Origin of the sequence: Microbispora corallina, from assembly GCF_016863035.1 — a bacterium.
In the GTDB taxonomy this organism is placed as follows: domain Bacteria; phylum Actinomycetota; class Actinomycetes; order Streptosporangiales; family Streptosporangiaceae; genus Microbispora; species Microbispora corallina.
In genome coordinates this window covers 48,986-70,653 of record NZ_BOOC01000004.1, presented here as the reverse complement: position 1 = coordinate 70,653, position 21,668 = coordinate 48,986, and the positions used below count along the sequence as shown (strand labels likewise).

22 protein-coding genes and 4 tRNA genes are annotated in these 21,668 nt (G+C 72.1%); 10 read left to right on the top strand and 16 right to left on the bottom strand.

Annotated features, from left to right (window positions below; translation table 11 throughout):
• Positions 1-890 precede the first annotated feature (890 nt).
• A complete protein-coding gene (locus Mco01_RS07800) occupies positions 891-1,745 on the bottom strand; it encodes an oxidoreductase (RefSeq protein WP_204056210.1) in 855 nt (284 codons plus the stop codon).
• A gap of 85 nt (positions 1,746-1,830) precedes the next feature.
• Here Mco01_RS07800 and Mco01_RS07795 point away from each other — a divergent pair, with 85 nt between their 5' ends.
• Positions 1,831-2,391 carry a TetR/AcrR family transcriptional regulator gene (locus Mco01_RS07795; RefSeq protein WP_204056209.1) on the top strand — a complete coding sequence of 187 codons (561 nt, stop codon included), beginning with the start codon at positions 1,831-1,833 and terminating at the stop codon, positions 2,389-2,391.
• 1,013 nt (positions 2,392-3,404) lie between these two features.
• Here the strand turns inward: Mco01_RS07795 and Mco01_RS38980 are convergent.
• Entirely contained in the window at positions 3,405-3,632 is a 228-nt protein-coding gene (locus Mco01_RS38980) for a tetratricopeptide repeat protein (RefSeq protein WP_239103426.1), read from the bottom strand.
• On the opposite strand from Mco01_RS38980, the gene Mco01_RS07785 reads away from it, so the two are divergent.
• Complete coding sequence (locus Mco01_RS07785) at positions 3,566-3,961, top strand: tyrosine-type recombinase/integrase (RefSeq protein WP_275410473.1); 396 nt, start codon at positions 3,566-3,568, stop codon at positions 3,959-3,961. The genes Mco01_RS38980 and Mco01_RS07785 overlap by 67 nt on opposite strands.
• A 69-nt stretch (positions 3,962-4,030) precedes the next feature.
• Here the strand turns inward: Mco01_RS07785 and Mco01_RS07780 are convergent.
• A tRNA-Val gene (locus tag Mco01_RS07780) sits at positions 4,031-4,102 on the bottom strand.
• Positions 4,103-4,557: 455 nt separating this feature from the next.
• On the opposite strand from Mco01_RS07780, the gene Mco01_RS07775 reads away from it, so the two are divergent.
• Positions 4,558-4,974: an SsgA family sporulation/cell division regulator gene (locus Mco01_RS07775; RefSeq protein ID WP_036329836.1), complete on the top strand. Its 417-nt coding sequence runs from the start codon at positions 4,558-4,560 to the stop codon at positions 4,972-4,974.
• Between the two features lie 5 nt (positions 4,975-4,979).
• On the opposite strand, the gene Mco01_RS07770 is transcribed toward Mco01_RS07775, so the two are convergent.
• Positions 4,980-5,579, bottom strand: coding sequence for a DUF305 domain-containing protein (locus Mco01_RS07770; RefSeq protein ID WP_239103425.1), 600 nt, complete (start codon positions 5,577-5,579; stop codon positions 4,980-4,982).
• A gap of 92 nt (positions 5,580-5,671) precedes the next feature.
• On the opposite strand from Mco01_RS07770, the gene Mco01_RS07765 reads away from it, so the two are divergent.
• Positions 5,672-7,102 (top strand): LVIVD repeat-containing protein, encoded by a 1,431-nt coding sequence (locus Mco01_RS07765; protein ID WP_204056206.1) that lies wholly within the window; start codon positions 5,672-5,674, stop codon positions 7,100-7,102.
• A 12-nt stretch (positions 7,103-7,114) separates the two neighbouring features.
• Here Mco01_RS07765 and Mco01_RS07760 read toward each other — a convergent pair whose 3' ends face one another.
• From Mco01_RS07760 to Mco01_RS07750, 3 genes are all read right to left on the bottom strand, one after another.
• Positions 7,115-7,945 carry an aminotransferase class IV gene (locus tag Mco01_RS07760; protein ID WP_204056205.1) on the bottom strand — a complete coding sequence of 277 codons (831 nt, stop codon included), beginning with the start codon at positions 7,943-7,945 and terminating at the stop codon, positions 7,115-7,117.
• Positions 7,946-7,959: 14 nt separating this feature from the next.
• Positions 7,960-8,967 (bottom strand): chorismate-binding protein, encoded by a 1,008-nt coding sequence (locus tag Mco01_RS07755; protein ID WP_204056204.1) that lies wholly within the window; start codon positions 8,965-8,967, stop codon positions 7,960-7,962.
• A 61-nt stretch (positions 8,968-9,028) separates the two neighbouring features.
• On the bottom strand, positions 9,029-9,919 hold the full coding sequence (locus Mco01_RS07750; RefSeq protein WP_204056203.1) for a LysR family transcriptional regulator: 891 nt from the start codon (positions 9,917-9,919) through the stop codon (positions 9,029-9,031).
• 84 nt (positions 9,920-10,003) lie between these two features.
• On the opposite strand from Mco01_RS07750, the gene Mco01_RS07745 reads away from it, so the two are divergent.
• Positions 10,004-11,215 carry an NAD(P)-binding domain-containing protein gene (locus tag Mco01_RS07745; protein ID WP_204056202.1) on the top strand — a complete coding sequence of 404 codons (1,212 nt, stop codon included), beginning with the start codon at positions 10,004-10,006 and terminating at the stop codon, positions 11,213-11,215.
• 18 nt (positions 11,216-11,233) lie between these two features.
• Here Mco01_RS07745 and hutH read toward each other — a convergent pair whose 3' ends face one another.
• Entirely contained in the window at positions 11,234-12,781 is a 1,548-nt protein-coding gene (gene hutH / locus Mco01_RS07740; RefSeq protein ID WP_204056201.1) for a histidine ammonia-lyase, read from the bottom strand.
• A gap of 28 nt (positions 12,782-12,809) precedes the next feature.
• Entirely contained in the window at positions 12,810-13,541 is a 732-nt protein-coding gene (locus Mco01_RS07735) for an ArsR/SmtB family transcription factor (protein WP_204056200.1), read from the bottom strand.
• A 115-nt stretch (positions 13,542-13,656) separates the two neighbouring features.
• Here Mco01_RS07735 and Mco01_RS07730 point away from each other — a divergent pair.
• From Mco01_RS07730 to Mco01_RS07715, 4 genes are all read left to right on the top strand, one after another.
• Positions 13,657-13,728: transfer RNA gene (locus Mco01_RS07730), tRNA-Gly, on the top strand.
• 13 nt (positions 13,729-13,741) lie between these two features.
• Positions 13,742-13,812 (top strand) — tRNA-Cys (locus tag Mco01_RS07725).
• 15 nt (positions 13,813-13,827) lie between these two features.
• Positions 13,828-13,902 (top strand) — tRNA-Val (locus Mco01_RS07720).
• A 75-nt stretch (positions 13,903-13,977) separates the two neighbouring features.
• Positions 13,978-14,433 (top strand): DUF5990 family protein, encoded by a 456-nt coding sequence (locus Mco01_RS07715; protein WP_239103424.1) that lies wholly within the window; start codon positions 13,978-13,980, stop codon positions 14,431-14,433.
• Positions 14,434-14,449: 16 nt separating this feature from the next.
• Here the strand turns inward: Mco01_RS07715 and Mco01_RS07710 are convergent, their stop codons facing one another.
• The 5 genes from Mco01_RS07710 to Mco01_RS07690 all read right to left on the bottom strand — a co-directional run bounded on the left by Mco01_RS07710 (position 14,450) and on the right by Mco01_RS07690 (position 18,068).
• Positions 14,450-14,680, bottom strand: a complete 231-nt coding sequence (locus tag Mco01_RS07710; protein ID WP_036329850.1) for a hypothetical protein — start codon at positions 14,678-14,680, stop codon at positions 14,450-14,452.
• 95 nt (positions 14,681-14,775) lie between these two features.
• Positions 14,776-15,681 (bottom strand): TIGR03619 family F420-dependent LLM class oxidoreductase, encoded by a 906-nt coding sequence (locus Mco01_RS07705; RefSeq protein WP_204056198.1) that lies wholly within the window; start codon positions 15,679-15,681, stop codon positions 14,776-14,778.
• A gap of 10 nt (positions 15,682-15,691) precedes the next feature.
• Complete coding sequence (locus Mco01_RS07700) at positions 15,692-16,495, bottom strand: SAM-dependent methyltransferase (RefSeq protein WP_204056197.1); 804 nt, start codon at positions 16,493-16,495, stop codon at positions 15,692-15,694.
• Positions 16,496-16,587: 92 nt separating this feature from the next.
• The gene (locus tag Mco01_RS07695) at positions 16,588-17,340 is read right to left on the bottom strand and encodes a nucleotidyltransferase domain-containing protein (RefSeq protein ID WP_204056196.1); all 753 of its coding nucleotides are present in this window, start codon (positions 17,338-17,340) and stop codon (positions 16,588-16,590) included.
• Positions 17,337-18,068: a nucleotidyltransferase domain-containing protein gene (locus Mco01_RS07690; RefSeq protein WP_239103423.1), complete on the bottom strand. Its 732-nt coding sequence runs from the start codon at positions 18,066-18,068 to the stop codon at positions 17,337-17,339. Before Mco01_RS07690 ends, Mco01_RS07695 begins: the two co-directional genes overlap by 4 nt.
• Positions 18,069-18,127: 59 nt before the next feature.
• On the opposite strand from Mco01_RS07690, the gene Mco01_RS07685 reads away from it, so the two are divergent.
• Positions 18,128-19,627 carry an LLM class flavin-dependent oxidoreductase gene (locus tag Mco01_RS07685; protein ID WP_204056195.1) on the top strand — a complete coding sequence of 500 codons (1,500 nt, stop codon included), beginning with the start codon at positions 18,128-18,130 and terminating at the stop codon, positions 19,625-19,627.
• A 101-nt stretch (positions 19,628-19,728) separates the two neighbouring features.
• Here the strand turns inward: Mco01_RS07685 and Mco01_RS07680 are convergent, their stop codons facing one another.
• Together Mco01_RS07680 and Mco01_RS07675 are read right to left on the bottom strand one after the other, a co-directional pair.
• A complete protein-coding gene (locus Mco01_RS07680) occupies positions 19,729-21,000 on the bottom strand; it encodes an epoxide hydrolase family protein (protein WP_204056194.1) in 1,272 nt (423 codons plus the stop codon).
• A 152-nt stretch (positions 21,001-21,152) separates the two neighbouring features.
• Entirely contained in the window at positions 21,153-21,632 is a 480-nt protein-coding gene (locus Mco01_RS07675; RefSeq protein WP_239103422.1) for a MarR family winged helix-turn-helix transcriptional regulator, read from the bottom strand.
• Positions 21,633-21,668 lie beyond the last annotated feature (36 nt).

Below are 21,668 nucleotides of genomic sequence, written 5' to 3'. Positions count from 1 at the left end.
CCGTCGGGACGGTGGGATTTGAACCCACGACCCCTTAAACCCCCGAGTGGGTCAATTTGGTTCACATGCTTGCCGCCGGCGGAGAGCGCCACAGTTTGGGCGCTGCCGCACCATGGCGTCGCGGCGCTTCACGATAGCGACGCGATCACAACCTCGCGCGGCAAGCATGCTCACTGGCAGCCCCGTTGTCATGCTGGCCCGCGACCAATCGAAGAGGCAATAACCGGCCTCGTTGGCTGCCTATCCATATGTGCACCCACAGGTCAGGACTCCCAGGGTGGCCCCAGATTGACACGCTATGCGATGAATGAAGCACCATGCCCAGGGCTCACCCGGGATGTGCCCGATCAGCCCGATGGACCAGGCCCCGTTCCCCCTGCGCCCACCATCGTCGGGCAGCGCCTCAAAGCCGTCATGTTCGACGCAGTCACCGGTCCGATCCAAGACGGCACAGTCCCCACGTCATCACGTGCCGGAGAAGGCAACTCAATGACGATGCGAGACCACGAGTGACGGCCGAGGGCCAGATCGGGGTCAGACGATCAAAAAGCCGGACCCTCGATCTCGAGATCCGGCTCCTGACCTGCGTCGATGTGGTGGGCGATACTGGGATCGAACCAGTGACCTCTTCGGTGTGAAGCAACCGGAACACGCATTTGTTCAGGGGACATAGTGCCGGTCACCTGCGCGAACATCCGTGACAGTCCGCAACCGTTCGGAGCCGTCCGTCGCGGCTGTCACCCACTTCGTCACTCATGCTCTCGCGCTCGTCGATGACAAAGTTCGCTGCCGCGGCCCAACCTGCACCTTGAGACTTAGCGTTGGTCATCTCGATGGTTTCAGTCTTTCGCGGTTGATCATGATGTCATGTGCCCTCGTTGATCCGGCGGTCAGGTGCGGGGGACGCCGGTGGCGCGGGTGATGAGGGCGTCGAAAGCGCGGTCGGGCAGGAGCCAGCGGGTGAAGATCAGGGGCTTGGCACCGAACCCGGCGGTGTAGCGGGTCTTGGGCCGGCGCGCAGTGGCGGCCCTGCCGATCGCGTCGGCGATCACGCTGGGCGGGGAGTTGCGGCGGGCACTCGCCGGGGACGACAGCGACTCCGCGACAGCGGCGGCCTGGGCGGCATAGGGGCCGTGCTCGGAGGCGTCCTTCAGCTTTTCGGCGGCGATGCCGCCCCATTCGGTGGCGATCCCGCCCGGTTCGATGACTACGACGTCGATGCCGAACGGCTTGACCTCCAGACGGAGGCAGTCCGACAGGCCCTCCAGGGCGAACTTGGTGCCGTGGTACCAGCCGCCGAGCGGGGTGTAGATCTTGCCGCCCATCGAGGTGACGTTGATGATCGTGCCGGAACGGCGGGCGCGCATGTGCGGCAGGACCAGGCGGATGAGTTCGGCGGCGCCGAACACGTTGACGTCGAGCTGGGCGCGTGCCTCCTGTAGGGGGACATCCTCGATGGCGCCGTAGGAACCGTAGCCGGCGTTGTTGACCAGCACGTCGATCCGCCCGGTCTCGTCGATGATCTTCTCTACGCCCGCGGCCATGGAGGTGGTGTCGGTGACGTCCATCGCCAGCGGCCGCACCCCCTGGTCAGCGAGGGCCTTGAGGCGGTCGGTGCGGCGGGCCGCCCCGTAGACGGTGAACCCGAGCCTCTGGAGGTTGAGCGCGGTAGCCTCGCCGATGCCCGAGGACGCCCCGGTCACCAGTGCCGTCCTACCCGTCGCGCCGGTCGTGGTGCTGCTCATGCTGCCCTCCAGTAAGGTGAATGATGCTTCACGATCTATAGTGAAGCATAGTTCACTCGGTTCCAATCGCCCCCTGGAGATGCCCATGAGCTCGCCACGGCCGCAGCGCGCCGACGCCGTCCGCAACCGCGCCAAGATCATGGCGGCGGCGCACGAGCAGATCACCGCGAACGGCCCCGAGGTGTCGATGGAACAGATCGCCACCGCGGCCGGGTTCGCGGTCGGCACCCTTTACAAGCACTTCCCGACCAAGACCGACCTGGTCGCCGCCGTCGTCGCCGCCTCCATCACCGCGGTCGCCGACGACGCCGAAGCCGCCCTGAGCCGAACCTGTGACGACGGCTCGCCCGCCCTGGAGGAGATCACCGGGTTCCTGACCCGGCTGATCGACACCGCCGCGCACGACCACGCGGTCAAGGCCGCCGCCCGCGCCCTGGCCGCTGACCCCGCCGCCCTCCACGACGAAGCCCGCGCCACCGCCGCACTCGACCGCCTCATCCACGCCGCCCACCAGCACGGCGACCTGCGCCCCGACTTCAGCGTCGACGACCTCTACCTACTGTTCTCCACCGCCCCCACCGACCAGCCCGCCCACGTCCGCGCCCGCTGGCTCGCCCTCCTCATCACCGGCCTGACCGCCCGCTAACCCCGACCTCCCGGTCACGGACACGACGATGAAGGACCCATGCCCGGCACGACCATGCCGCGGCCGGCTCACCAATCCGCCGATCGCCACAGCGATCCGGCCCCGCCCCATTCCACGCCTCCGGCCCATGCATATCCGCCGAACCCACCCCCGCGATCACAGGAAAACGCACATATGTCAGCGCGTCCACCAATTCGCCGCGTCCTCGTCACTCGCCTGTGGTCGGCGGCCCTCCGGGCATGAACGGGCACAGCGCGAGCGTTTTAAGAAGGTAGAAGTGAAGTTCGCTCGCACGCTGGTCGTTCGGCTATGTGCAGAGCGTGCGGTCCCTAAATGGTCCCCAGATGTGCCGCTCCCGAAGGCTGTCCGCACTACTTCATGCAGTCCGCTTTGCGGCCTGGCACGCTCACCGGCTAAGACTTCATGCTCCCAAAGCACTTTTGGTGATCGGCTCACCTGGTGTTTTCCCTGGTAGACGGGCCCCCATGTGCACTGTCGTGCGCTGATGGGCGGAGGGATGCACCCCTGTTGTCACGCAGTTCCTCACTCAGACGGCCCCCCTGAAGATCACTCCCTCGCGCCTCGTGACGAATGTCGCTACGACTTAGCCTGCGCCGTGGCAATGTTTGATCACGTTGCCACGTGCCCGAAAAGTGCCCTGGTTTGGCTCTCGATTCGAGCGCGAACTGACTGCGGGACGGAGCTTCACTATCAGCTTGGGAATCGGCTCCTGATTTACCCTGTCTGAGCCGGAGAACAAGGAATGCAGCTCAGGGCTGGTCGAGTCCCCGCGACTTCCCGTCAGTCTCCGCTGATCGCCGTCCAATGTGGCACGCACCTGGCATACGGCGCGGGCGAGTTATTATCCCCGGCCTGCCCCCTCTATCAGGCCGGGGGATCACAGCCTGCCAGGTCAGCACGCAGGGTACGGGGCGGTCGAGATCCTGAAATACCTCTGTACCACCTGCCGGAGGAGGATGACTCAACGAGGAACTTTGGTGTACAAGACGAGATCACTCCAGCACTTCAGCCTCCGCCCACCGCCCCAGATCTCTCAGCACGAGCGCCAGGTTGTTCCGGCTGGTCAGCGTGTCCGGGTGGTCCTCACCCAGCACCCGCCGCCGTATCTCCAGCACCGCGCGGTGCTCGGCCTCGGCCTCCTCCAACCGCCCCAATGCCCGCAGCGCGAGCGCCAGGTTGTTCTGGCTGGTCAGCGTGTCGGGGTGCTCCTCACCCAGCACCCGCCGGCGCCACCTGGCAGGATCACGACCTCGTGTTCGCCACGCGGTACGGGACGGAACTGGATGCGGGCAACGTACGGCGAGCGTTTCGTACAGTTCTCCGGAAGGCAGGGCTGGACGCGACGGAATGGGTTCCGCGAGAGATGCGGCACAGCTTCGTGTCGCAGCTTTCCGACAGCGGTGTGCCTCTGGAGAACATCTCCCGGCTGGTGGGCCACGGCAACACCACGGTCACCGAAACCGTCTATCGCAAGCAACTCCGGCCCGTCCTGCTGGAGGGCGCCGAGGCGATGGACCGCATCTTCCCGAATGCCGACAGGGACGCCTAGTCACTCACTTAGTCACTCAGAAGATCAAAACAGGCCACCCGCGTGGTGGCGGATGGCCTGTGAGCTGTGTGGGCGATACTGGGATCGAACCAGTGACCTCTTCGGTGTGAACGAAGCGCTCTCCCGCTGAGCTAATCGCCCGGGACGGCCGGTCGCCTCTCGGTGCCGACGGGGAAAACCATACCGCACCCGGGGGGGTGCTGGCGAAAGCACGGCGAGCCCGTGCGCGCGTACCGGCTTCGCCAACAGCGTGGGAAAGGTTCGCCGGACAGACCACGGTGTGGCCGTCTCGTGTCATAGCATCGTGATGCCCCATGCTCGACCCATACGCACCACGTAAGATCAAATGTGGCCAATGGGACTGAGAAGGGGAGGTCGGGGACACGTAAAGCAGAGGTAAGACTGTGCCTGTTGACGATGTTTGAGCAGGTAGATGACCGAATGTCAAGCTGTGATGTGCGTTACAGAAGGGCTCGGAGGCGGAATCTTTCCTACGGGTCTCTTCGTTCGCCTCGTAGCACGAGCGGCGGACGAAGCCGGTCCGCGCAGTGATAGCCCCTGATTGGGGACCCGACGACGAAAAGGTTTGGCTGACGATGAACAGCACCACCGTCTCTGCCGAGCTGGGCCTTCGGCTTGTGGTCCCCGACCGTACGACCGTCCCCCTGCTCGCCGGCCTGAGCTACACGGCCGAGGACCCGTACGCCATCCGCATGGCCTTCCATGTGGGGAATGACGAGCCGGTCGAATGGATCTTCGCCCGCGAGCTGCTGACCGTGGGCATCGTGCGCCGGGTGGGAGACGGGGACGTCCAGGTGTGGCCCGCCCGCTCCGACGGCGAGCGGACGCTGAACATCAGCCTCACCTCGCCCTTCGGCCAGGCGCTGTTCGAGGTGCCGCTGGCCCCGCTGACCGAGTTCCTGCACCGGACGTACGAGCTGGTGCCGGCCGGGCGGGAGACCGACTTCATGGACCTCGACGAGGAGCTCACCAACATGCTCTGGAGCTCCTGACCCGGTCAGACGCCGTCCAGGATCCGCCGCATGCGGGTGATCTCCACCTGCTGCCCGGACATGACGTCCTGCGCCATCGCGAGCATGGCCCGGTCCCTGCCCGCCCTCAGCTCCTCCCCCGCCATCCGCAGGGCGCCTTCGTGATGCCGGATCATCAGTGACAGGAACAACCGGTCGAAGTCGGAGCCGCGGGCCTCGCGGAGGCGGTTGAGCTCGTCCGGCGTGGCCATGCCGTACCCGCCGGGCATGTGGTCGTGCGCCTCCGGCGCCGGGCGGCCGAGCGCCTCCAGCCATGACGTCATTACCGTGACCTCCGGACCCTGACCGGTCGCGATCCGGCCGGCCATCGCCGTCACGGACGGGTCGTCCGTGCGGGCCGCCGCCAGGCCGGCCATCTCGATCGCCTGCCTGTGGTGGGGGATCATCGCCTCGGCGAAGCGGACGTCCTGCGCCGCCGCCCGCGCCTGCGACTCCCCCAGCCGCTGTCCGGGCTCCGCCGTGCGGCCCGGCTCCCCCGGGGCGCCGGGGACGACGACCGGGGCGCCGGAGCCAGCCACGAGCGGGGCCGGCCGCTCGGCGGACGAGCAGGCGGCCGGAGCGATCATTGCGAGCGCAACCGTTACGAAAGCGGCCCTCACCGGACGCCTGCCGGACATAGCTTCCATACTGGGCCACGTTGCCGAGAGATGGGGGCGCAGTGAGACGACCGGTACTGACGGCGACGGCGGCGGCCGTCGTCCTCCTGTCCGCGGCCTGCACGGCCTCGGCGCCCGACCCGTCGTCCCCGCCCGCCTCGGAGCAGACCACAGGGCAGACGGCCGGGCAGACTGCCGGGCAGAACGCCGGGCTGCCGGGCCAGGACGAGATCCGGCACAGCCCCAACATGACGGTCGTCGCCAACGTCCCCCTCCAGGCGCCGTTCGACGGGCCGCAGGCCTGGGGCACCGACATGGCGTTCGAGGGCCACTACGCGTACGTCGGCAACTACGAGGGCTTCACGGTCCACGACATCAGCGACCCGGCCCATCCGAAGGCCGTCTCCCGGGTCGTCTGCCCGGGCGGGCAGAACGACGTCTCGGTCGCGGGCGACCTGCTGTTCGTCTCGGTCGACGACCCGCGGACGGACGACACCTGCGCCGCCGGTCCCGGAGACCCCTCCGACCCGAAGGAGTGGGAGGGCGTCCGCATCTTCGACGTCTCCGACAAGACCGACCCCCGGTACGTGGCGTCGGTGCGCACCGAGTGCGGCTCCCACACGAACACGATCGTGCCCGGGAAGACCCCCGATGTGCTCTACCTGTACGTGTCCTCCCCCGGCCCGATCGACGACTCGCCGACCTGCCCGCCGCCCCACCAGAACATCTCGATCGTCGAGGTGCCGGTGAGGCATCCGGGCGACGCGCGGGTCGTCGCCACGCCGGCGCTGCTGGAGGGCACCGGATCGGCCGACGACGTCTCGGCCGGGTGCCACGACATCACCGCGTACCCGGAGAAGGGGCTCGCGGCGGGAGCGTGCTTCGGCGACGGCGTGCTGATGGACATCTCCGACCCGGTGAAGCCGCGGGTGCTCCAGGTGGTGACGGACCAGGAGAACTTCTCCATCTGGCACTCGGCGACGTTCAACGACGCGGGGACCAAGGTCGTCTTCAGCGACGAGCTGGGCGGCGGGCTCGCGGCGACCTGCAACGCCCAGGTCAGCCCGGAGAAGGGCGCGGACGCCGTCTACTCCCTGACGCCCGACCACCGGCTGGTCCGGCAGGGCTACTACAAGATCCCGCGCCCGCAGGGCCCGAAGGAGAACTGCGTGGCCCACAACGGCTCACTCGTCCCCGTGCCGGGCCGGGACGTCATGGTCCAGGCGTGGTACATGGGCGGGGTCTCGGTATGGGACTTCACCGACGCCGCCCACCCCCGCGAGATCGCCTACTTCGAGCGGGGGCCGCTGCCGCCGGAGCTGGAGCTCGGCGGCTCCTGGTCGGCCTACTACTACAACGGCTACATCTACTCCAGCGACATCACCAAGGGCCTGGACGTGCTGCGCCTCGACGATCCCCTGACGGCCCCGGCCGGCAAGGTGCGGATGACGGGGTTCAACCCGCAGAGCCAGCACCCGTACGGCCGGGGCTGAGCCGGCGGGGCGTCACGGGTCGAGGTCGCCCGCGGCCCGCTCGGCGAAGGCCTTCATGGCGGCCAGCGTGACCGGGCCGGGGGCGGCGGGCAGCACCACACCGTTGACGGCCCTGATCGGCTGGATGTCCCGGGTGGTGGAGGTGAGGAACGCCTCCTCCGCCTCGTACAGCGCCGAGATCGGCACGTCGGCCTCCTCGCCGCCGTACCACTCGAGCGTGAGCGCCCGGGTGATGCCGGCGAGGCAGCCGGAGGCGAGCGTGGGCGTGATCAGGCGGCCGCCGGTGACGATGAAGATGTTGCTGCCGGTGCCCTCGCAGAGGTCGCCGGCGAGGTTCTCGAAGATCGCCTCCGCGCCGCCGCGCTCCTTGGCGTACACGAGGGCCTTGGCGTTGTCGCCGTACGACGTGCTCTTGACGCCGGCGAGCGCGCCCCGCTCGTTGCGCGGCCAGGGCACTACGGCCACGTCGGCGGTCGCCGGGAACGGCGCCTGCTCGCCCACGATGACGATCGTGTTCGACCCGGCCCCGCCGCGGTCGGAGCCCAGCGGGCCCGGGCCGCTCGTGTAAGTGATCCTGATCCGGGCGAGCGGCCACTTCGGGGCGGCCTCCAGGCAGCGGCGCACGCCGTCGGCGATCGCGGCCAGGTCGGGCTCGGGGAGGTCCATCCGCTTGGCGGACAGCGCGAGGCGGTCGAGGTGCCGGGTGAGGGCGAAGGACTCGCCGTCGACCGCCTTGATCGTCTCGAACACTCCGTCGCCGACCATCAGACCGTGGTCGAACACCGACACCACGGCCTTGTCGGGCTCGTACAGCTCCCCGTTGACCCAGATGGGTACTGCCATCTCCTTCTCCGTTCCTATGCGCGCGGCCCGCCTTCCGACGCGAGCCCGATCAGCCGGGCGGCCTTGAGCTCGGTCTCGCGCCACTCCAGCCGGGGGTCGGAGCCCCAGGTGATGCCCGCGCCTGTGCCGAACCGGACCGTGTCGTGCTCGATCCAGAAGGTGCGTATGCCAACGGCCAGCGCCCCCTCGCGCCTGTCGGCGTCGACCCAGCCCACGGCCCCACAGTAGGGCCCGCGGGGCTCCGGTTCGAGCTCGTTGATGACGTGGAGCGCGGAGGATTTCGGCGCCCCCGTCACCGACCCGGGCGGGAAGGTGGCGGCGAACAGCTCCGGCCAGCCGGCTTCCCGGTCAAGCCGGGCGCGTACGGTCGACACCAGGTGGACCAGCCCGGGGTGCTCCTCGATCGCGAAGAGGGAGGGCACCGACACCGAGCCTACCGTGGCCACGCGGCCCAGGTCGTTGCGGACGAGGTCCACGATCATCAGGTTCTCCGGGTAGTCCTTCTCGAGGAGGTCGGCCGCGGTCGCCCCGGTCCCCTTGATCGGCCGCGACTCGATCACCTCGCCCCTGCGCGACAGGTACAGCTCCGGCGAGGCCGACACCACGGCCAGCCCCGGCACGTCGACCACCGCGGCGTACGGCGCCGGGTTGCCCTCGGCCAGCCGCGCGGCCAGGGCGAGGGGGCCCGCCGGGCCGGGGAGCGGCGCGGACAGGATCCGGCACAGGTTGGCCTGGTAGACCTCGCCCCGCTCGATGTGGTCCCGGATCCGCTGCACGCCCCGCTCGTACGCCGTCCGGTCGAGCGAGCTGCGCCACGCCTCGCGCCGCGGGCCCCGCCAGGGCCGGGACGGCGGGGGCAGCGGCGCCGGGCGCACCCGGTCGAAGCGGGCACAGGTCACCTTGCCCTCGTACGTCACGACGACGGCCCACCACCCCTCGCCGTCGAGGGCGGCGAGGTCGGTCGTCACGTCCCGCAGGCCGGTGGCCAGGCGTCCCCCGACGTGGGCGAATGCGTCGTGCACGCCTCCATTGTCGCAACACGCAGCACACCGGGCGAAACCGTCGCCCGCCTCTCGCAGCGGGTCAGGCGGGGACGCGGTCGCGCAGGAGGGCCAGGAGCGTGCGGGCGGCCGGGAGGGCCGTCGTGCGCGGCAGGGCCGCGTACACCGACCGCCGGGGCGCGAGGTCGCCGAGCCGCCGCAGCGCGAGATCGCTCCGCACGGCGGGGGCGGCCATGGCCGGCACCAGTGTCACCCCGAGGCCGGCCGCGACGTACCCGAGCTTGCCGGTCCACTCGGCGATCCTGATGTCCACGCGCGGGGTGAAGCCGGCCCGGGCGCAGGCGGCCGCGAGCATGGTGGCGCTGCCCGGGGGCGCGCCCTCGATCCAGCTCTCGTCCTTCAGGTCGCGCAGGTCCACCTCCTCCCAGGCGGCCAGCGGGTGGTCGGCGGGGAGGGCGACCAGGAGCTCGTCCTCCATCAGCGGCACGACCTCGGCGTCCTCCCCCGGCCCCAGCCCGGAGGGGTAGTCGCTGACCACGGCGATGTCGATCTCCCCCCGGCCGAGGGCCTCCATGAGCGCGCCGCTCAGGCCCTCCACGAGCGTCACCCCCACCTCGGGGCTCGCCTCGCGGAACGCGCGCAGGGCCGCGGGCACGAGCACCGCGTTGGCCGTCGCGAACGCCCCCACGCGCAGCCGCCCGCCCGTCCCCGTGTGGATGGCCGACAGCTCCTCGCCGGCCCGGCGCAGGCGCTCCAGCACCTCGCGGGCGTGGCGGTGCAGCGCCCGCCCCGCCGGCGTCAGCCGTACGCCGCGGGGAAGCCGCTCGAACAGCGGGCCGCCCGCCTCGGCCTCGAGGGAGGCGATCCGGCGGGAGACGGCGGACTGGGTGTGACTGAGCTGGAGGGCGGCCGCTGTGAAGGACCCGGTACGGGCCACGATGTCGAGCAGCACCAGCGCGTCGGTCTCGAACATGCTCCCATCCATGCGTTCGCGGTATGGCTTCCATGCGATCTAATCGCTGGTGGAATAGGAGGATCCTCCACTAGCGTCCCGGCCGTGATCGCTTTTCTGGGGTTGGGGCGCATGGGCGCCCCCATGGCCGGGCGGCTGGTCGCCGCCGGGCACGACGTGACCGTATGGAACCGTACGCCGAAACAGGTGCCCGGCGCGCGCTCGGCCCCCTCACCGGAGGCGGCCGTGGCGGAAGCGGACATTGTGGTGACGATGCTCAGCGATCCGCGGGCCGTGGAGGACGTCGTGGGGGCCGCGTGGCCGGGACTGCGGCCGGGGTCGGCGCTCGTCGAGATGTCCACGATCGGGCCGGACGCCGTCCGGCGGGTGCGCGGCCTGCTCCCCGAGGGGGTGGCCCTGGTCGACGCCCCCGTGCTCGGCAGCGTCGGGCCGGCCGCGGACGGCACGCTGACCGTGCTCGCGGGCGGCGCGCCCGGCGACGTCGCCCGGGTGCGGGAGGTGCTGTCCGTCTTCGGGACCGTCAGGGAGACGGGCGGCCCGGGCACGGGCGCGGCGACCAAGCTGGCCGTGATGAACGTGTTCGTCTCCGCCCAGGTGGGGCTGGCCGAGGGCCTCGCCTACGCGCGGGCGCTCGGGCTGGACCGGTCGGCCCTCGTCGACGTCCTGTCCGCCACGCCGCTCGGGCCGCTCGCGGAGCGGCTGCGGCCCGCCGTCGAGTCGGGCCCTTCAGAAACGCGGTACGCGCTGGGCCTGGCGGCGAAGGACCTGCGGCTCGGCACCGAGGGGCCGGGGAGCGCCCAGTCGGTGGCCGCGGCGGCCCGCGACCGGCTGGCCGAGGCGGCCGCGGCGGGCCTGGCGGACCGGGACCTCACGGCGATCATCCCGTTCGCCGAGGCCGCCGGCCCGCGGGAGCCGGTGCGCAGGCTGAACCCGGCCTCGGTCCCCGCGACCAACGGCTACTACTCGCACGCCACCCGGGCCGGCGACCTGCTCTTCGTCTCCGGCCAGGTGGCCCTCGACGAGGACGACCGGGTCGTGGGCGAGGGCGACATGACCCGCCAGGCCGAGTTCGTCATGGAGAACCTGCGCCGCATCCTCGCCGACCAGGGCTCGTCGTTCGACCGGGTGCTGCACATCCGGACGTTCCTGACCGACATGGACCTGCTGCCGCAGTACGGGGCCGTGCGGCGGCGCCACATCACGGGCGAGCCGCCCGCGAGCACGACGGTCGAGGTGCCGCGGCTGTTCCGCCCCGGCCTGCTCCTGGAGGTCGAGCTGGTCGCCGCCGTCTCCTGACCGCCCGGGTCACAGGTTTCAGGCGAGGGCGCCGACGGCGGACTCGGCGGCGTTGACCACGGTGCCGTCGGCGACGAGCTGGACGGCCGCCTCGATCTCCGGGGCGAGGAACCGGTCGGGACCCGGGCCCGCCACGGCCTCGCGCAGCGCCCGCACGACCGCGCCCGTGCCGGGGGCGGGCTCGTGGGGGCGGCGCAGGTCGAGGGCCCGGGCCGCGGTCAGCAGCTCCACGGCGAGCACGCGGGTGAGGCCGTCGACGGCCCTGCGCAGCTTGCGCCCGGCCGACCAGCCCATGGAGACGTGGTCCTCCTGCATGGCCGAGCTCGGGATCGAGTCGACGCTCGCCGGCGCCGCCAGCCGCTTCAGCTCCGACACGACGGCCGCCTGCGTGTACTGGGCGATCATGTGCCCGGAGTCCACGCCGGGGTCGTCGGCCAGGAAGGCCGGCAGGCCGTGGCTGCGCGCCACGTCGAGCATCCGGTCGGTCCGCCGCTCGGAGATCGAGGCGAGGTCGGCCACCGCGATGGCCAGGAAGTCCAGCACGTACGCCACGGGGGCGCCGTGGAAGTTGCCGTTCGACTCCACCCGGCCGTCCGCCAGCACGACCGGGTTGTCGATGGCGCTGGCCAGCTCGCGGGCGGCGACGGTCGCGGCGTGGGCCACGGTGTCCCTGGCGGCGCCGGCCACCTGCGGGGCGCAGCGCAGCGAGTACGCGTCCTGGACCCGGGTGCACGAGCCGTCCCGGTGGGAGGCCATCACCCCGGAGCCGGCGAGCAGCGCCCGCATGTTTGCCGCCGCGGCGGCCTGCCCGGGGTGCGGGCGCAACGCCTGCAGGTCGGCCGCGAAGACGTAGTCGGTGCCGAGGAGGGCCTCGACGCTCATGGCCGCCGTGATGTCCGCGGTCCTGAGCAGGCGGGTGAGGTCGCCGAGGGCGAGCACCAGCATGCCGAGCATGCCGTCGGTGCCGTTGATCAGGGCGAGACCCTCCTTGGCGGCCAGCTCCACCGGCTCGATCCCGCACTCCTTGAGCGCCTCGCCGGCCTGCCTGAGCCGCCCGTACGCGTCCCGGACCACGCCCTCGCCCATGATCGTCAGGGCGACGTGGGACAGCGGCGCGAGGTCCCCCGAGCACCCGAGGCTTCCGTACTCGTGGACGACCGGCGTGATCTTCGCGTTCAGGAGGGACTCCAGGACGCGGGCCGTGGCCGGCCGGACCCCGGTGTGGCCGCTGGCGAGCGTCCGCAGGCGCAGCAGCATCATCGCCCGGGTGACCTCGGTCTCGACCTCCGGACCCGAGCCGGCGGCGTGCGAGCGGACCAGGCTGCGCTGGAGCCGCGCCCGCAACGACGGGTCGATGTGCCGGGTGGCGAGGGCGCCGAAACCGGTGGAGACGCCGTACGCGGGGGTGTCGCCCTCCGCCAGCTCCTCGATCCTCCCGCGGGAGGCGGCCATCTCCGCGATCGCGTCGTCCGTCAGCCGCACCGGCGCGTTGTACCGGGCGACCCGGACGACGTCCTCGAAGGTGAGCGGCTCGGGCCCGACGGCGACGACCTCGTTGTCGTGCATCGTCCTACTCTTTCACGTTCCTGGAGCTCTAAGAGGTAACCAGCGTATCGCAGCTTAGGTCCTTACACCCGAGGGTCGCGGCAAGTCCGTCCCGGCCGGCCTCGGTCAGCCGGAGAGCCCTGCGCGCCGAGCCGCGGACCAGCCATCCCGCGTCCAGGAGCCGCTCCAGCAGGGCGGCGCCCAGCGCCCCGCCGAGGTGGGGCCTGCGCTCCAGCCAGTCGAGGCAGCCGGGGGCGAACCGGCGGCGGCTGAGCCGCGCGGCCTCGACGTCCACGCCCAGGCCGGCCAGGGCCGCCGCGCCCGCGTCCGTGATCCGCCGCGCGCCCTCCTCCTCGTCGAGCAGCCGGCCCTCCCGGACCAGCGCGTCGTAGATCTCCACGCCGACCCGCCCGGCGAGGTGGTCGTAGCAGGTCCGGGCCTCGCGCAACAGGCGGGCCTGCCGCGACTGCCGCAGGGACCGCACGGCCGGCCGGTCGCTGACCCGGGCCAGCACCTCCAGCACCGCGGCGACGTCGGGGCCCGCGAGGCGGTAGTAGCGGTGCCTCCCCTGGCTGACCACGGTGACGAGGCCGCCATCCAGCAGCCGGGCCAGGTGGGAGCTCGCGGTGGGAGCGCTCACCCCCGCCAGGCGGGCCAGCTCCCCCGCCGCGAGGGCCCTGCCGTCGAGCAGGGCGGTGAGCATGGCGGCGCGCGCCGGATCGGCGATCAGGGCCGCCACCGGGGCGACGTCGGCGTCCATGGCGATGTACTCGGCGGGCATGTATCGACCGTAGACCAGCGATTCTTCGACGACGGTCGAAGGATCCGGATTCTGATTTGGGTACTCGGCGGGGATTGGATAAAGTGCTCTGCGTGAGTCCGGTGACGGGCCGCACGCGGAAGTGGCTCAGTGGTAGAGCATCACCTTGCCAAGGTGAGGGTCGCGGGTTCGAATCCCGTCTTCCGCTCGGAGCATGACCCGGTGGAGTGGCCGAGAGGCGAGGCAGCGGCCTGCAAAGCCGCGTACACGGGTTCAAATCCCGTCTCCACCTCTGCAAAACGCACACGGGCGATTAGCTCAGCGGGAGAGCGCTTCCCTGACACGGAAGAGGTCACTGGTTCAATCCCAGTATCGCCCACCAGGAACGGGCCCCGGCGACGCCGGGGCCCGTCGTGCTTTCCGCCCCCCTCCAGGGAAGACTGCGAGGATGGCCCCCATGCTGATCCGCATCGAGGGCGTGGACCTGCCGGGGCGCGACTGCCCCGCCGCCGAGGGCTTCCCGGGGTACACGGGCGTGCACGTGGGGGTGCAGCGCCGCAACCGGCCCGGGGAGATCGACGGCCTCCAGCCGGGGGACGCGCCGTCCGCCTCCTGGACGCTGGAGTGCACGGCTCTGGCCGGCCCGGACGGCGTCGACATCCGGGGGCCGCACGTCCAGGGCGGGCCGGGCGGCCGGTTCGTCTACCTGTCGTGGGGCACGGCCGATCCGGCCGGCGGCCTCACCGTGTTCCGCCGGGCCAAGCTCATGTTCGACGCCGTCGCCCCGGACGTCGCCCGGGCGGCCGTGGAGTCGGGCACGCTGATCGGCCGGCTCGGCCTCACCGACGCCAAGGGCCATCCGCTGTGCGCGGCCGTGCGACCGCCGGCGATCACGTGGACCGCCGCGGGCTGACCGTCCGGGGCTGCGGCTACTCGGGCCGGGCGGAGAGCTGGTCGAACAGCTCGAGCGCGGCCTTGCGCACGTCGTCGGGGGCGAGCCCGTCGAGGGTGGTGCGGGCCTGGGACAGGTCGCGCGTGGTGGCGAACGTGATGGCGACCGACTTGGCGGCGGCGTGGCGCAGCGACCCGGTGGGGGCGCTGTCGGCGAGCTTCTCCGCGGTCGCGGCCAGGTCCAGGTTGTCTTTGCTGAGAGAGGTCACGCGTTCTCCTGGGATGATGGCGGCTTGGCCCATTATCCGCGACACCGACCGGTTCCGGGGAGTGGGTACCGGAGAACGGCATGTCGCCGTCCGGCTCAGCCCACGGCCTTCCGCACGGCCTCGGCCAGGCGGAGCAGGTGGTCGTCGTCGCGCGCGGTGAGCTGGAGGTCCACGAACGCCTCGTGCACCCCGGCCGCGGCCGCCTCCGCCAGGTAGCCGGCGATCTGGGCGACGGTCCCCGCCCTCGGCACACGGGAGGGGTCGACCGGCTCGTCCGTGATGATCGGATTGCACCGCAGGGCCATCCGCAGGGCGCCGGGGTCGCGCCCGGCCTCCTCGGCGGCCCGGCGGACCACGTCCCACATCCCGGTCAGCAGGGGCGGCGGGAGGGCGGCGGGCAGCCAGCCGTCGGCCCTGCGGCCCACGCGGCGCAGCGCCGCCGGCGCGAACCCGGCCAGGTACACGGGCGGGCGTCGGGCCGGCTTGGGGAGGACGTGGCTCGGGGCGACCGTCCACGGGCCGCCGGCGTAGGAGACGGGGTCGGCGGTCCAGACGGCCTCCAGCACGTCGAGGACCCCCTCCAGCCGGGCGCCTCGCCCCTTCCACGGCACGCCCGAGGCGTCGTACTCGTCGGAGGACCAGCCGAGGCCGAGCCCCACGACAAGGCGCCCGCCGCTGAACAGGTCGACCGTGGTCAGGGACCGGGCCAGCGCGACGGGCGGGTACAGCGGGCCGTTCAGCACGCTCGTGCCGAGCCGCGGCCGGACGGTGCAGGCGGCGGCGACGGTCAGCACGGCGACCGGGTCGAGGAAGACCCGCTGGGCCTCGGGGATCCTGCCGTCCCCGCCCGGGTAGGGGTCCCGCGGCCGGAGGGGGGTGAGCAGGCGGTCGCCCACCCACAGACTGGCGAAGCCCATCGACTCGGCCTCGCGGGCGACCAGGCGGACGCTGTCGAGTGAGGCGAACGGCCCGTACTGCGCGAGGGCGAGGCCGAGGTCCACCGCTCCGCCCTCAGGCCTTGCGGCCCACGCCGCACAGGATGAGCGACCGCTCCGGAGGCTCCAGCAGGTACGCCTCGTCCGGGCGCCACTCGGGCAGCCAGACGACGCCGGGCTCCACCAGGTCGAAGCCCTCGAACAGGCCCTCGATCTCGGGGCGGGTCCGCAGGACCAGCGGCGCCGTCGCGCTCCGGTACACCTGTGTGCCGGTCGCCACGGCCTCCTGCCGGGCCTCGCGGGTGCCGTGGGACAGCACGAGGAAGCTGCCCGGCGGCAGCGCGTCGCGGAACGTCTGGAGGATGCCCGCCGGGTCGTCCTCCTCGGCGATGAAATGCATGATCGCCACGAGCAGCAGGCCGACCGGCCGGTCGAAGTCGATCGCCTTGACGACGTCGGGATGGCCGAGGATCTCCTGGGGCCGCCGCAGGTCGCCCTCCACCACGGTGGTCGCGTCCCCGCTGCGCGCGAGCAGGGCCCGGGCGTGGTTCAGCACCACGGGGTCGTTGTCCACGTACACCACCTGCGGCCGGTCGACCACGGTCGCCGCCACCTCGTGGACGTTCCCCTGCGTCGGCAGGCCGGTGCCCACGTCGAGGAACTGCGTGACCCCGGACGCGGCCAGGAAGCGGACGGCGCGGCCGAGGAAGGCCCGGTTCTCGCGGGCGGCGGTGCGCACCTCGGGGGCGACGGCGAGGACGCGCTCGGCCGCCTCGCGGTCCGACGCGAAGTTGTCCTTGCCGCCGAGGTAGTAGTCGTACAGGCGGGCGACGCTCGGGACCTTCGGGTCGAAGATCCCTGGCTCGTGATCCTTGTCCAACAGGCGCTCCCCCGTGCATCGGCCTGAGCTTTCCAGACAATGATCAGGATATATACCTTTCGCTCTTTGTCAGCATCCCCCTCTCATCCGTGTCAGCCGCGGCCCAGCCGGATCCGTACGACGAGGTCGTGGAGTGCGTCCCGGGCCGAGGCCGTCTCCGGCAGCCGGGAGGCGTCCCTGGCCTCCTCCAGCTCGGCGGCGAGCCGGTCCAGGTCGCGGTCGAGCAGGTCGCGGTCGGGCGCGGCGTCCGGCAGCGCGCCGTGCTCGGCCTCCCGCTTCGCGGCGACCAGGTCGCGCAGGTACGCCGGCCCGCCCGCCAGCAGGGTCAGGTCGGCCACGAGCGCGCCGGTCCGCATGAGGTGGGCGCCCGTCAGCAGCACCCGGAAGGCGTACAGCAACGGCTTCAGCTCGCCCGTCCGCCCGAACAGCCGCCGCTGCGTGCGGGCGAACCCGAGGTAGTGATGGGCGTGGTGGCGGGTGACGCAGCCGGGCGCCAGGGAGCGCAGCTCCTCGTTCCAGGGCGAGGAGCGCACCACCAGCGGGGAGAGCAGCTGCTCCAGGACGTAGCCGTTGCGCTCCAGCAGCATCCGGCAGAACTTCGCCAGGTCGTGGGTGACGAGGTCGACCTCCACGCCGTCCCGCACCCACGACCTGACCAGGGTCTGCTCCCCGGTCCGCAGCCCGGCCACCTCCTCGGGCGGCAGGACGTGGACGCCCCTCAGGTCGACGTCGGAGTCCCGGGAGGGGAACCCGTACAGGTGGGCGCCGCTGACGGTCGCGAACGCGAGCGGGTACGGCTGCTCGCCGGCCACCTCCCCGAGCCAGCCCGGCAGCACGGCGGTCACAGGGCCGACCTCCGCACCGAGACGAGGAACTCCTCCACCCGGTCGCGGTCGGGCCGCCCGGGCAGCGCGGACACGCCGGCGGCGGACAGGTCGCGCAGCTCGCGGACCAGGTCGTCGCGCCAGCGCCACACCTCGTCCCATCCCGTCTCGCCCCGCCGTACGGCGAGGAGGCGGTCGCGGTGGCCGTCCACCCGCACGAGCGGCTCGCCGTGCCGCGCGAGGTGGACGGCGCTCAGTGTGACCCGGATCGCGTGCATCGCCATCTTGCGGCGCCGCCTTTCCACCGTCTCGTCCGGCCCCCGGGTCTCGTCGGGATCGCCGGATCCGGACGGCCGGGCGAGACGCCGGAACTGGCGGTCGGCGTACTCGCCGAAGGTCTCCAGTGCCCGCCGCGACAGGAAGGCCCGCCGCATCGCCCGCAGCTCGTCGCCCTGCGGAGCGGAGCGCTCGACGATCGGCGTCCAGAGGCACTCCAGGACCGTGGGGTTGGCCCGCAGCGCCAGCTCGCAGAAGCGCTCGACCTCCCAGGAGAACTGCTCGGGCAGCGGTCCCTCCACGTGCGCCGGCGGCTTGTCGAGACGCCAGAACAGCGGGGTCGGCACGACGAACACGCCCCGCCGGTCGGTGTCCGACTCCTCGGTCTCCAGCCCGTACGCCCGCGACCCGACCACGACCGACAGCACGGTCCGCTCGAGCACCTGGAACTCCATGCCGAGGGATCCTGCCACAGCCGCTCTCTGTAGGCTCCTGGGCGGCTCGGCGAACGGCGGAAAGGGTGCGGATCGGGATGGGTGACTACGGGCACGAGCTGTGGTTCGGGGCGTTCCTCACCCCGGGCGCGGATGGGCGTCACCGGCTCGTGCGGCAGGCGGCGCTGGCGGAGGAGGCGGGCCTCGACATCGTCGGCGTGCAGGACCACCCGTACCAGCCGGCGTTCCTGGACGCGTGGACGCTGCTGTCGGTCATGGCGGCGCGGACCGAGCGGATCCGGCTGTTCCCCGACGTGGCCAACCTGCCGCTGCGCCCGCCGGCCGTGCTGGCCCGCGCGGCCGCCTCGCTCGACCTGCTCAGCGGCGGACGGGTGGAGCTCGGCCTCGGGGCCGGCGGGTTCTGGGACGGGATCGCCGCCATGGGCGGCCCCCGCCGCACGCCGAAGGACGCGGTGGACGCGCTGGAGGAGGCCATGACGGTCATCCGGGCTTTGTGGACGCCCGGACCGGAGGTCCGCCTGGAGGGGGCGCACTACCGGCTGGACGGGGCCAGGCCCGGGCCGTTCCCGCCGCATCCGATCGGGCTGTGGGTCGGCGCGTACCGGCGCAGGATGCTGGACCTGACCGGGCGGCTGGGCGACGGCTGGGTCCCCTCCTCGGGGTACGCCGCCCCGGACGAGCTGGGCGGGATGACGCGGATCATCGACGAGGCGGCCGAGCGGGCGGGGCGCGACCCGGCGGCCGTCCGGCGCGTCTACAACGTCTCGGGGCGGCTGTCCCGCGTCCCCGGCGCCGGCTTCCTCGACGGGCCGCCCGCCCTGTGGGCCGACCAGCTCGCCGACCTCGCCCTGCGGCACGGCGTCAGCGTGTTCGTGCTGGCGACCGACGACGACCGGGACCTGAAGGCGTTCGCCGGCGAGGTCGCGCCGGCGGTCCGCGAGGCCGTCGCGCGGGAGCGGACCCCGGCCGGACCCGGTCCGGCGGAGGCCGCCCCCGCCGTCGCGCCCCCCGCGGTCGTCCTCACGGGGAACGGGCGGCTGGACGAGACCGGACGCCCGCGCCTGCCCAAGCGCGACCTCGCCGCCCTGACCCCCGCGCAGCAGGCGAACGGGCGGCGGCTCGTGCTCATCCACGACCACCTTCGCCAGGAGCTGGCCCAGATCAGGGACGCCCTGGAACAGGTCGCGGCGGGGGGCGCCGACGCCGCCGCCATGCGGTCGATGATCAACCAGCTGACCATGCGGCAGAACCACTGGACGCTCGGCACGTTCTGCGCGTCGTACTGCCGCCTGCTGACGACCCACCACACGATCGAGGACGAGCACATGTTCCCGATGCTGGCGCGGGCGCAGGCGTCGCTCGCGCCGGTGGTGGAGCGGCTGGAGCAGGAGCACGAGGTGATCGCCGGCGTGCTCACCGCCCTCGACGCCGCGCTCGTCGCGATGATCGAGGACCCCGACCGGCTCGACGGCGTCCGCGAGCAGGTCGACGTGCTGGCGGACGTCCTGCTGTCGCACCTCGACTACGAGGAGGAGGAGCTGGTCGAGCCGATCGCCCGGCTGAACCTCGACATCTGAGCCCGCCGGCGGCGTTCCTCAGGCGGCGGAGGTCGCCGGCAGCGGTCGGCAACGGTCGGCGGCGGCCGCGTTCCGTAGGTGGCGGGGGCCGGGAGCGGCGGTCAGCGGCGGCCGCGGAAGGTCCGCCGCAGGTCGTCCACCCACTCCCCCGGGATCTCCCACGGGATGAAGTGGCCGCCGCGGTCGTGGGCCGTGACGTTGACGAGGTTGTACCAGGGGGCGCGGTCGCCCTCGAGGTAGCTCTGCACGCGCCGGTCGGTGGTCACGCCGGGCGGGTTCTCGTACCCGACGAAGGTGATGCCGGTGGGCGCCTCCACGACCGGCCACCGGTCGTGGGAGGGGGTCCACGGGTAGCGGTTGTTGTTGGCGTAGGTCCGGATCGAGGTGCCGATCGAGTTCGTCACCCAGTAGATCATGGCGTGGGTGAGCAGGTCGTCCCTGGTGAAGACGGTCTCGATGTCGTCGCCGTTGTCGCTCCACTTCGTCCAGCGTTCGAGGATCCAGGCGAGCATCCCGGCGGGCGAGTCGGACAGCCCGTGGGCCAGCGTGCTCGGGGCGAGCACGTGCGCGGCGAGGTGGACGGCGAACCGCCTGTCCAGCGCGACCACCTGGGCGTGGACGTCGGCGGGCAGGCCCTCGGGGATGGGCCGGCCACCGCTGAGGTCCCAGGCCCGGTCGCCGTTGAACAGCGTGAGCTTCTGGCCGGAGCCGATGTGGACGCCGTACAGCTCACCGGCGTACTTGTGCCCGAGCTGCCCGGTGACCAGGGCTCCCACGTCGCACCCGGCGGCGGCGTACTTCTCGTACCCGAGCGTGCGGGTCATGAGCGTGTGCCAGAGGTCGGCGACCTTCCAGAAGTTCATGTCCGGGTGGCCCGGCAGCGGGCCGGAGAACCCGAAGCCGGGGAACGAGGGGACGATCACGTCGAACGCCTCGGCCGGGTCGCCGCCGTGCGCGCCGGGGTCGGCCAGCGGGTCCAGCACCTTGGCCCAGTGCCAGAACGTCCAGGGCCAGCCGTGCGTGAGGATCAGCGGCGTCGGGTCGGGGCCCACCCCCGGGCGGCGCATGAAGTGCACCGGCACGCCGTCGACCTCGACGCGGTAGTGCTCGTAGGCGTTGATCGCGGCCTCGGCCGCGCGCCAGTCGTAGCCGGTGCGCCAGTGGTCGACGAGCTCCCTGAGGTAGGCGGCGCGCACGCCGTAGTACCCGTCCTCGTTGCCCGCGTCGTCCGGCAGGCGGGTCAGCTCCAGGCGCCGCCGCAGGTCGGCGAGCACGTCGTCGGGGACGTGGATCGGCTCCGGCGTCAGCGGGAACGGCCGGGCCCCGGCCGCCGGGGTGGTCTCCTGGTCCGTGGTCTCCTGGTTCAACGTCATCTCCTCGATCCGTTCGCGCGGGAGGCGCGCGTGGCCGGCCTCCCGGCCGCGTCTGTGCCGGGGTGGGGTCCCGGGTTCACGTGTCCCGGTCTGTGAGGGGGTCGGGCTTCCGCTTCGGGTTCCGGTTGATGACGGGCTGGGGGTTCCGCGCCTCACGTCCCGCCGCGTGCCCGCCCTCCGCCGTCCTCGCCGGAGCGTTCCCGGTCGAGCTCGACGAGGCGCGTCAGCGCCGGCAGCGCCGCCGCGACGGCCTCGCGCTCGGCGGGGCTGAGCCGGTCGGTGAGCTCCGACAGATGCGCGATCCGGTCGGCCCGCCTCCCCCGGACGATCGCGGCGCCGGCCGCCGTCACGCGCACGAGGACCGCGCGGCCGTCGGACGGGTCGGGCCCGCGCCGCACCAGGCCCTCGCGCTCCAGCTTGGTCACGATCTGCGTGACGGCCGACTGGGTGACCTGCTCGCTGGCGGTCAGGTCGGTGAGCCGCATCGGCCCCCGGCCCTCGAGCGTGTGCAGCACCGACAGCGTCGTGAAGCTCAGGCGCTGCACCGACGGCAGGCGGATGAACATCCGGGTGAACCTCTCCAGCACCGAGGTCAGGCCGACGACGTTCAGCTCGGGGATCTCCTGGGACACGCGCCAGACTGTATCAGAAACTTATTAAGTTTCTAA

What these genes read in the sequence shown, in the direction of transcription:
- Mco01_RS07735 (WP_204056200.1), bottom strand. Translation starts at nt 13,541, where the DNA reads ATGCCCGCCGAGTACATCGCCATGGACGCCGACGTCGCCCCGGTGGCG.
- Mco01_RS07760 (WP_204056205.1), bottom strand. Translation starts at nt 7,945, where the DNA reads ATGGCAGTACCCATCTGGGTCAACGGGGAGCTGTACGAGCCCGACAAG.
- Mco01_RS07795 (WP_204056209.1), top strand. Translation starts at nt 1,831, where the DNA reads ATGAGCTCGCCACGGCCGCAGCGCGCCGACGCCGTCCGCAACCGCGCC.
- Mco01_RS07775 (WP_036329836.1), top strand. Translation starts at nt 4,558, where the DNA reads ATGAACAGCACCACCGTCTCTGCCGAGCTGGGCCTTCGGCTTGTGGTC.
- hutH (WP_204056201.1), bottom strand. Translation starts at nt 12,781, where the DNA reads ATGCACGACAACGAGGTCGTCGCCGTCGGGCCCGAGCCGCTCACCTTC.
- Mco01_RS07680 (WP_204056194.1), bottom strand. Translation starts at nt 21,000, where the DNA reads ATGACGTTGAACCAGGAGACCACGGACCAGGAGACCACCCCGGCGGCC.
- Mco01_RS07800 (WP_204056210.1), bottom strand. Translation starts at nt 1,745, where the DNA reads ATGAGCAGCACCACGACCGGCGCGACGGGTAGGACGGCACTGGTGACC.
- Mco01_RS07715 (WP_239103424.1), top strand. Translation starts at nt 13,978, where the DNA reads ATGCTGATCCGCATCGAGGGCGTGGACCTGCCGGGGCGCGACTGCCCC.
- Mco01_RS07750 (WP_204056203.1), bottom strand. Translation starts at nt 9,919, where the DNA reads ATGTTCGAGACCGACGCGCTGGTGCTGCTCGACATCGTGGCCCGTACC.
- Mco01_RS07685 (WP_204056195.1), top strand. Translation starts at nt 18,128, where the DNA reads ATGGGTGACTACGGGCACGAGCTGTGGTTCGGGGCGTTCCTCACCCCG.
- Mco01_RS07785 (WP_275410473.1), top strand. Translation starts at nt 3,566, where the DNA reads ATGCCCGCAGCGCGAGCGCCAGGTTGTTCTGGCTGGTCAGCGTGTCGG.
- Mco01_RS07770 (WP_239103425.1), bottom strand. Translation starts at nt 5,579, where the DNA reads ATGATCGCTCCGGCCGCCTGCTCGTCCGCCGAGCGGCCGGCCCCGCTC.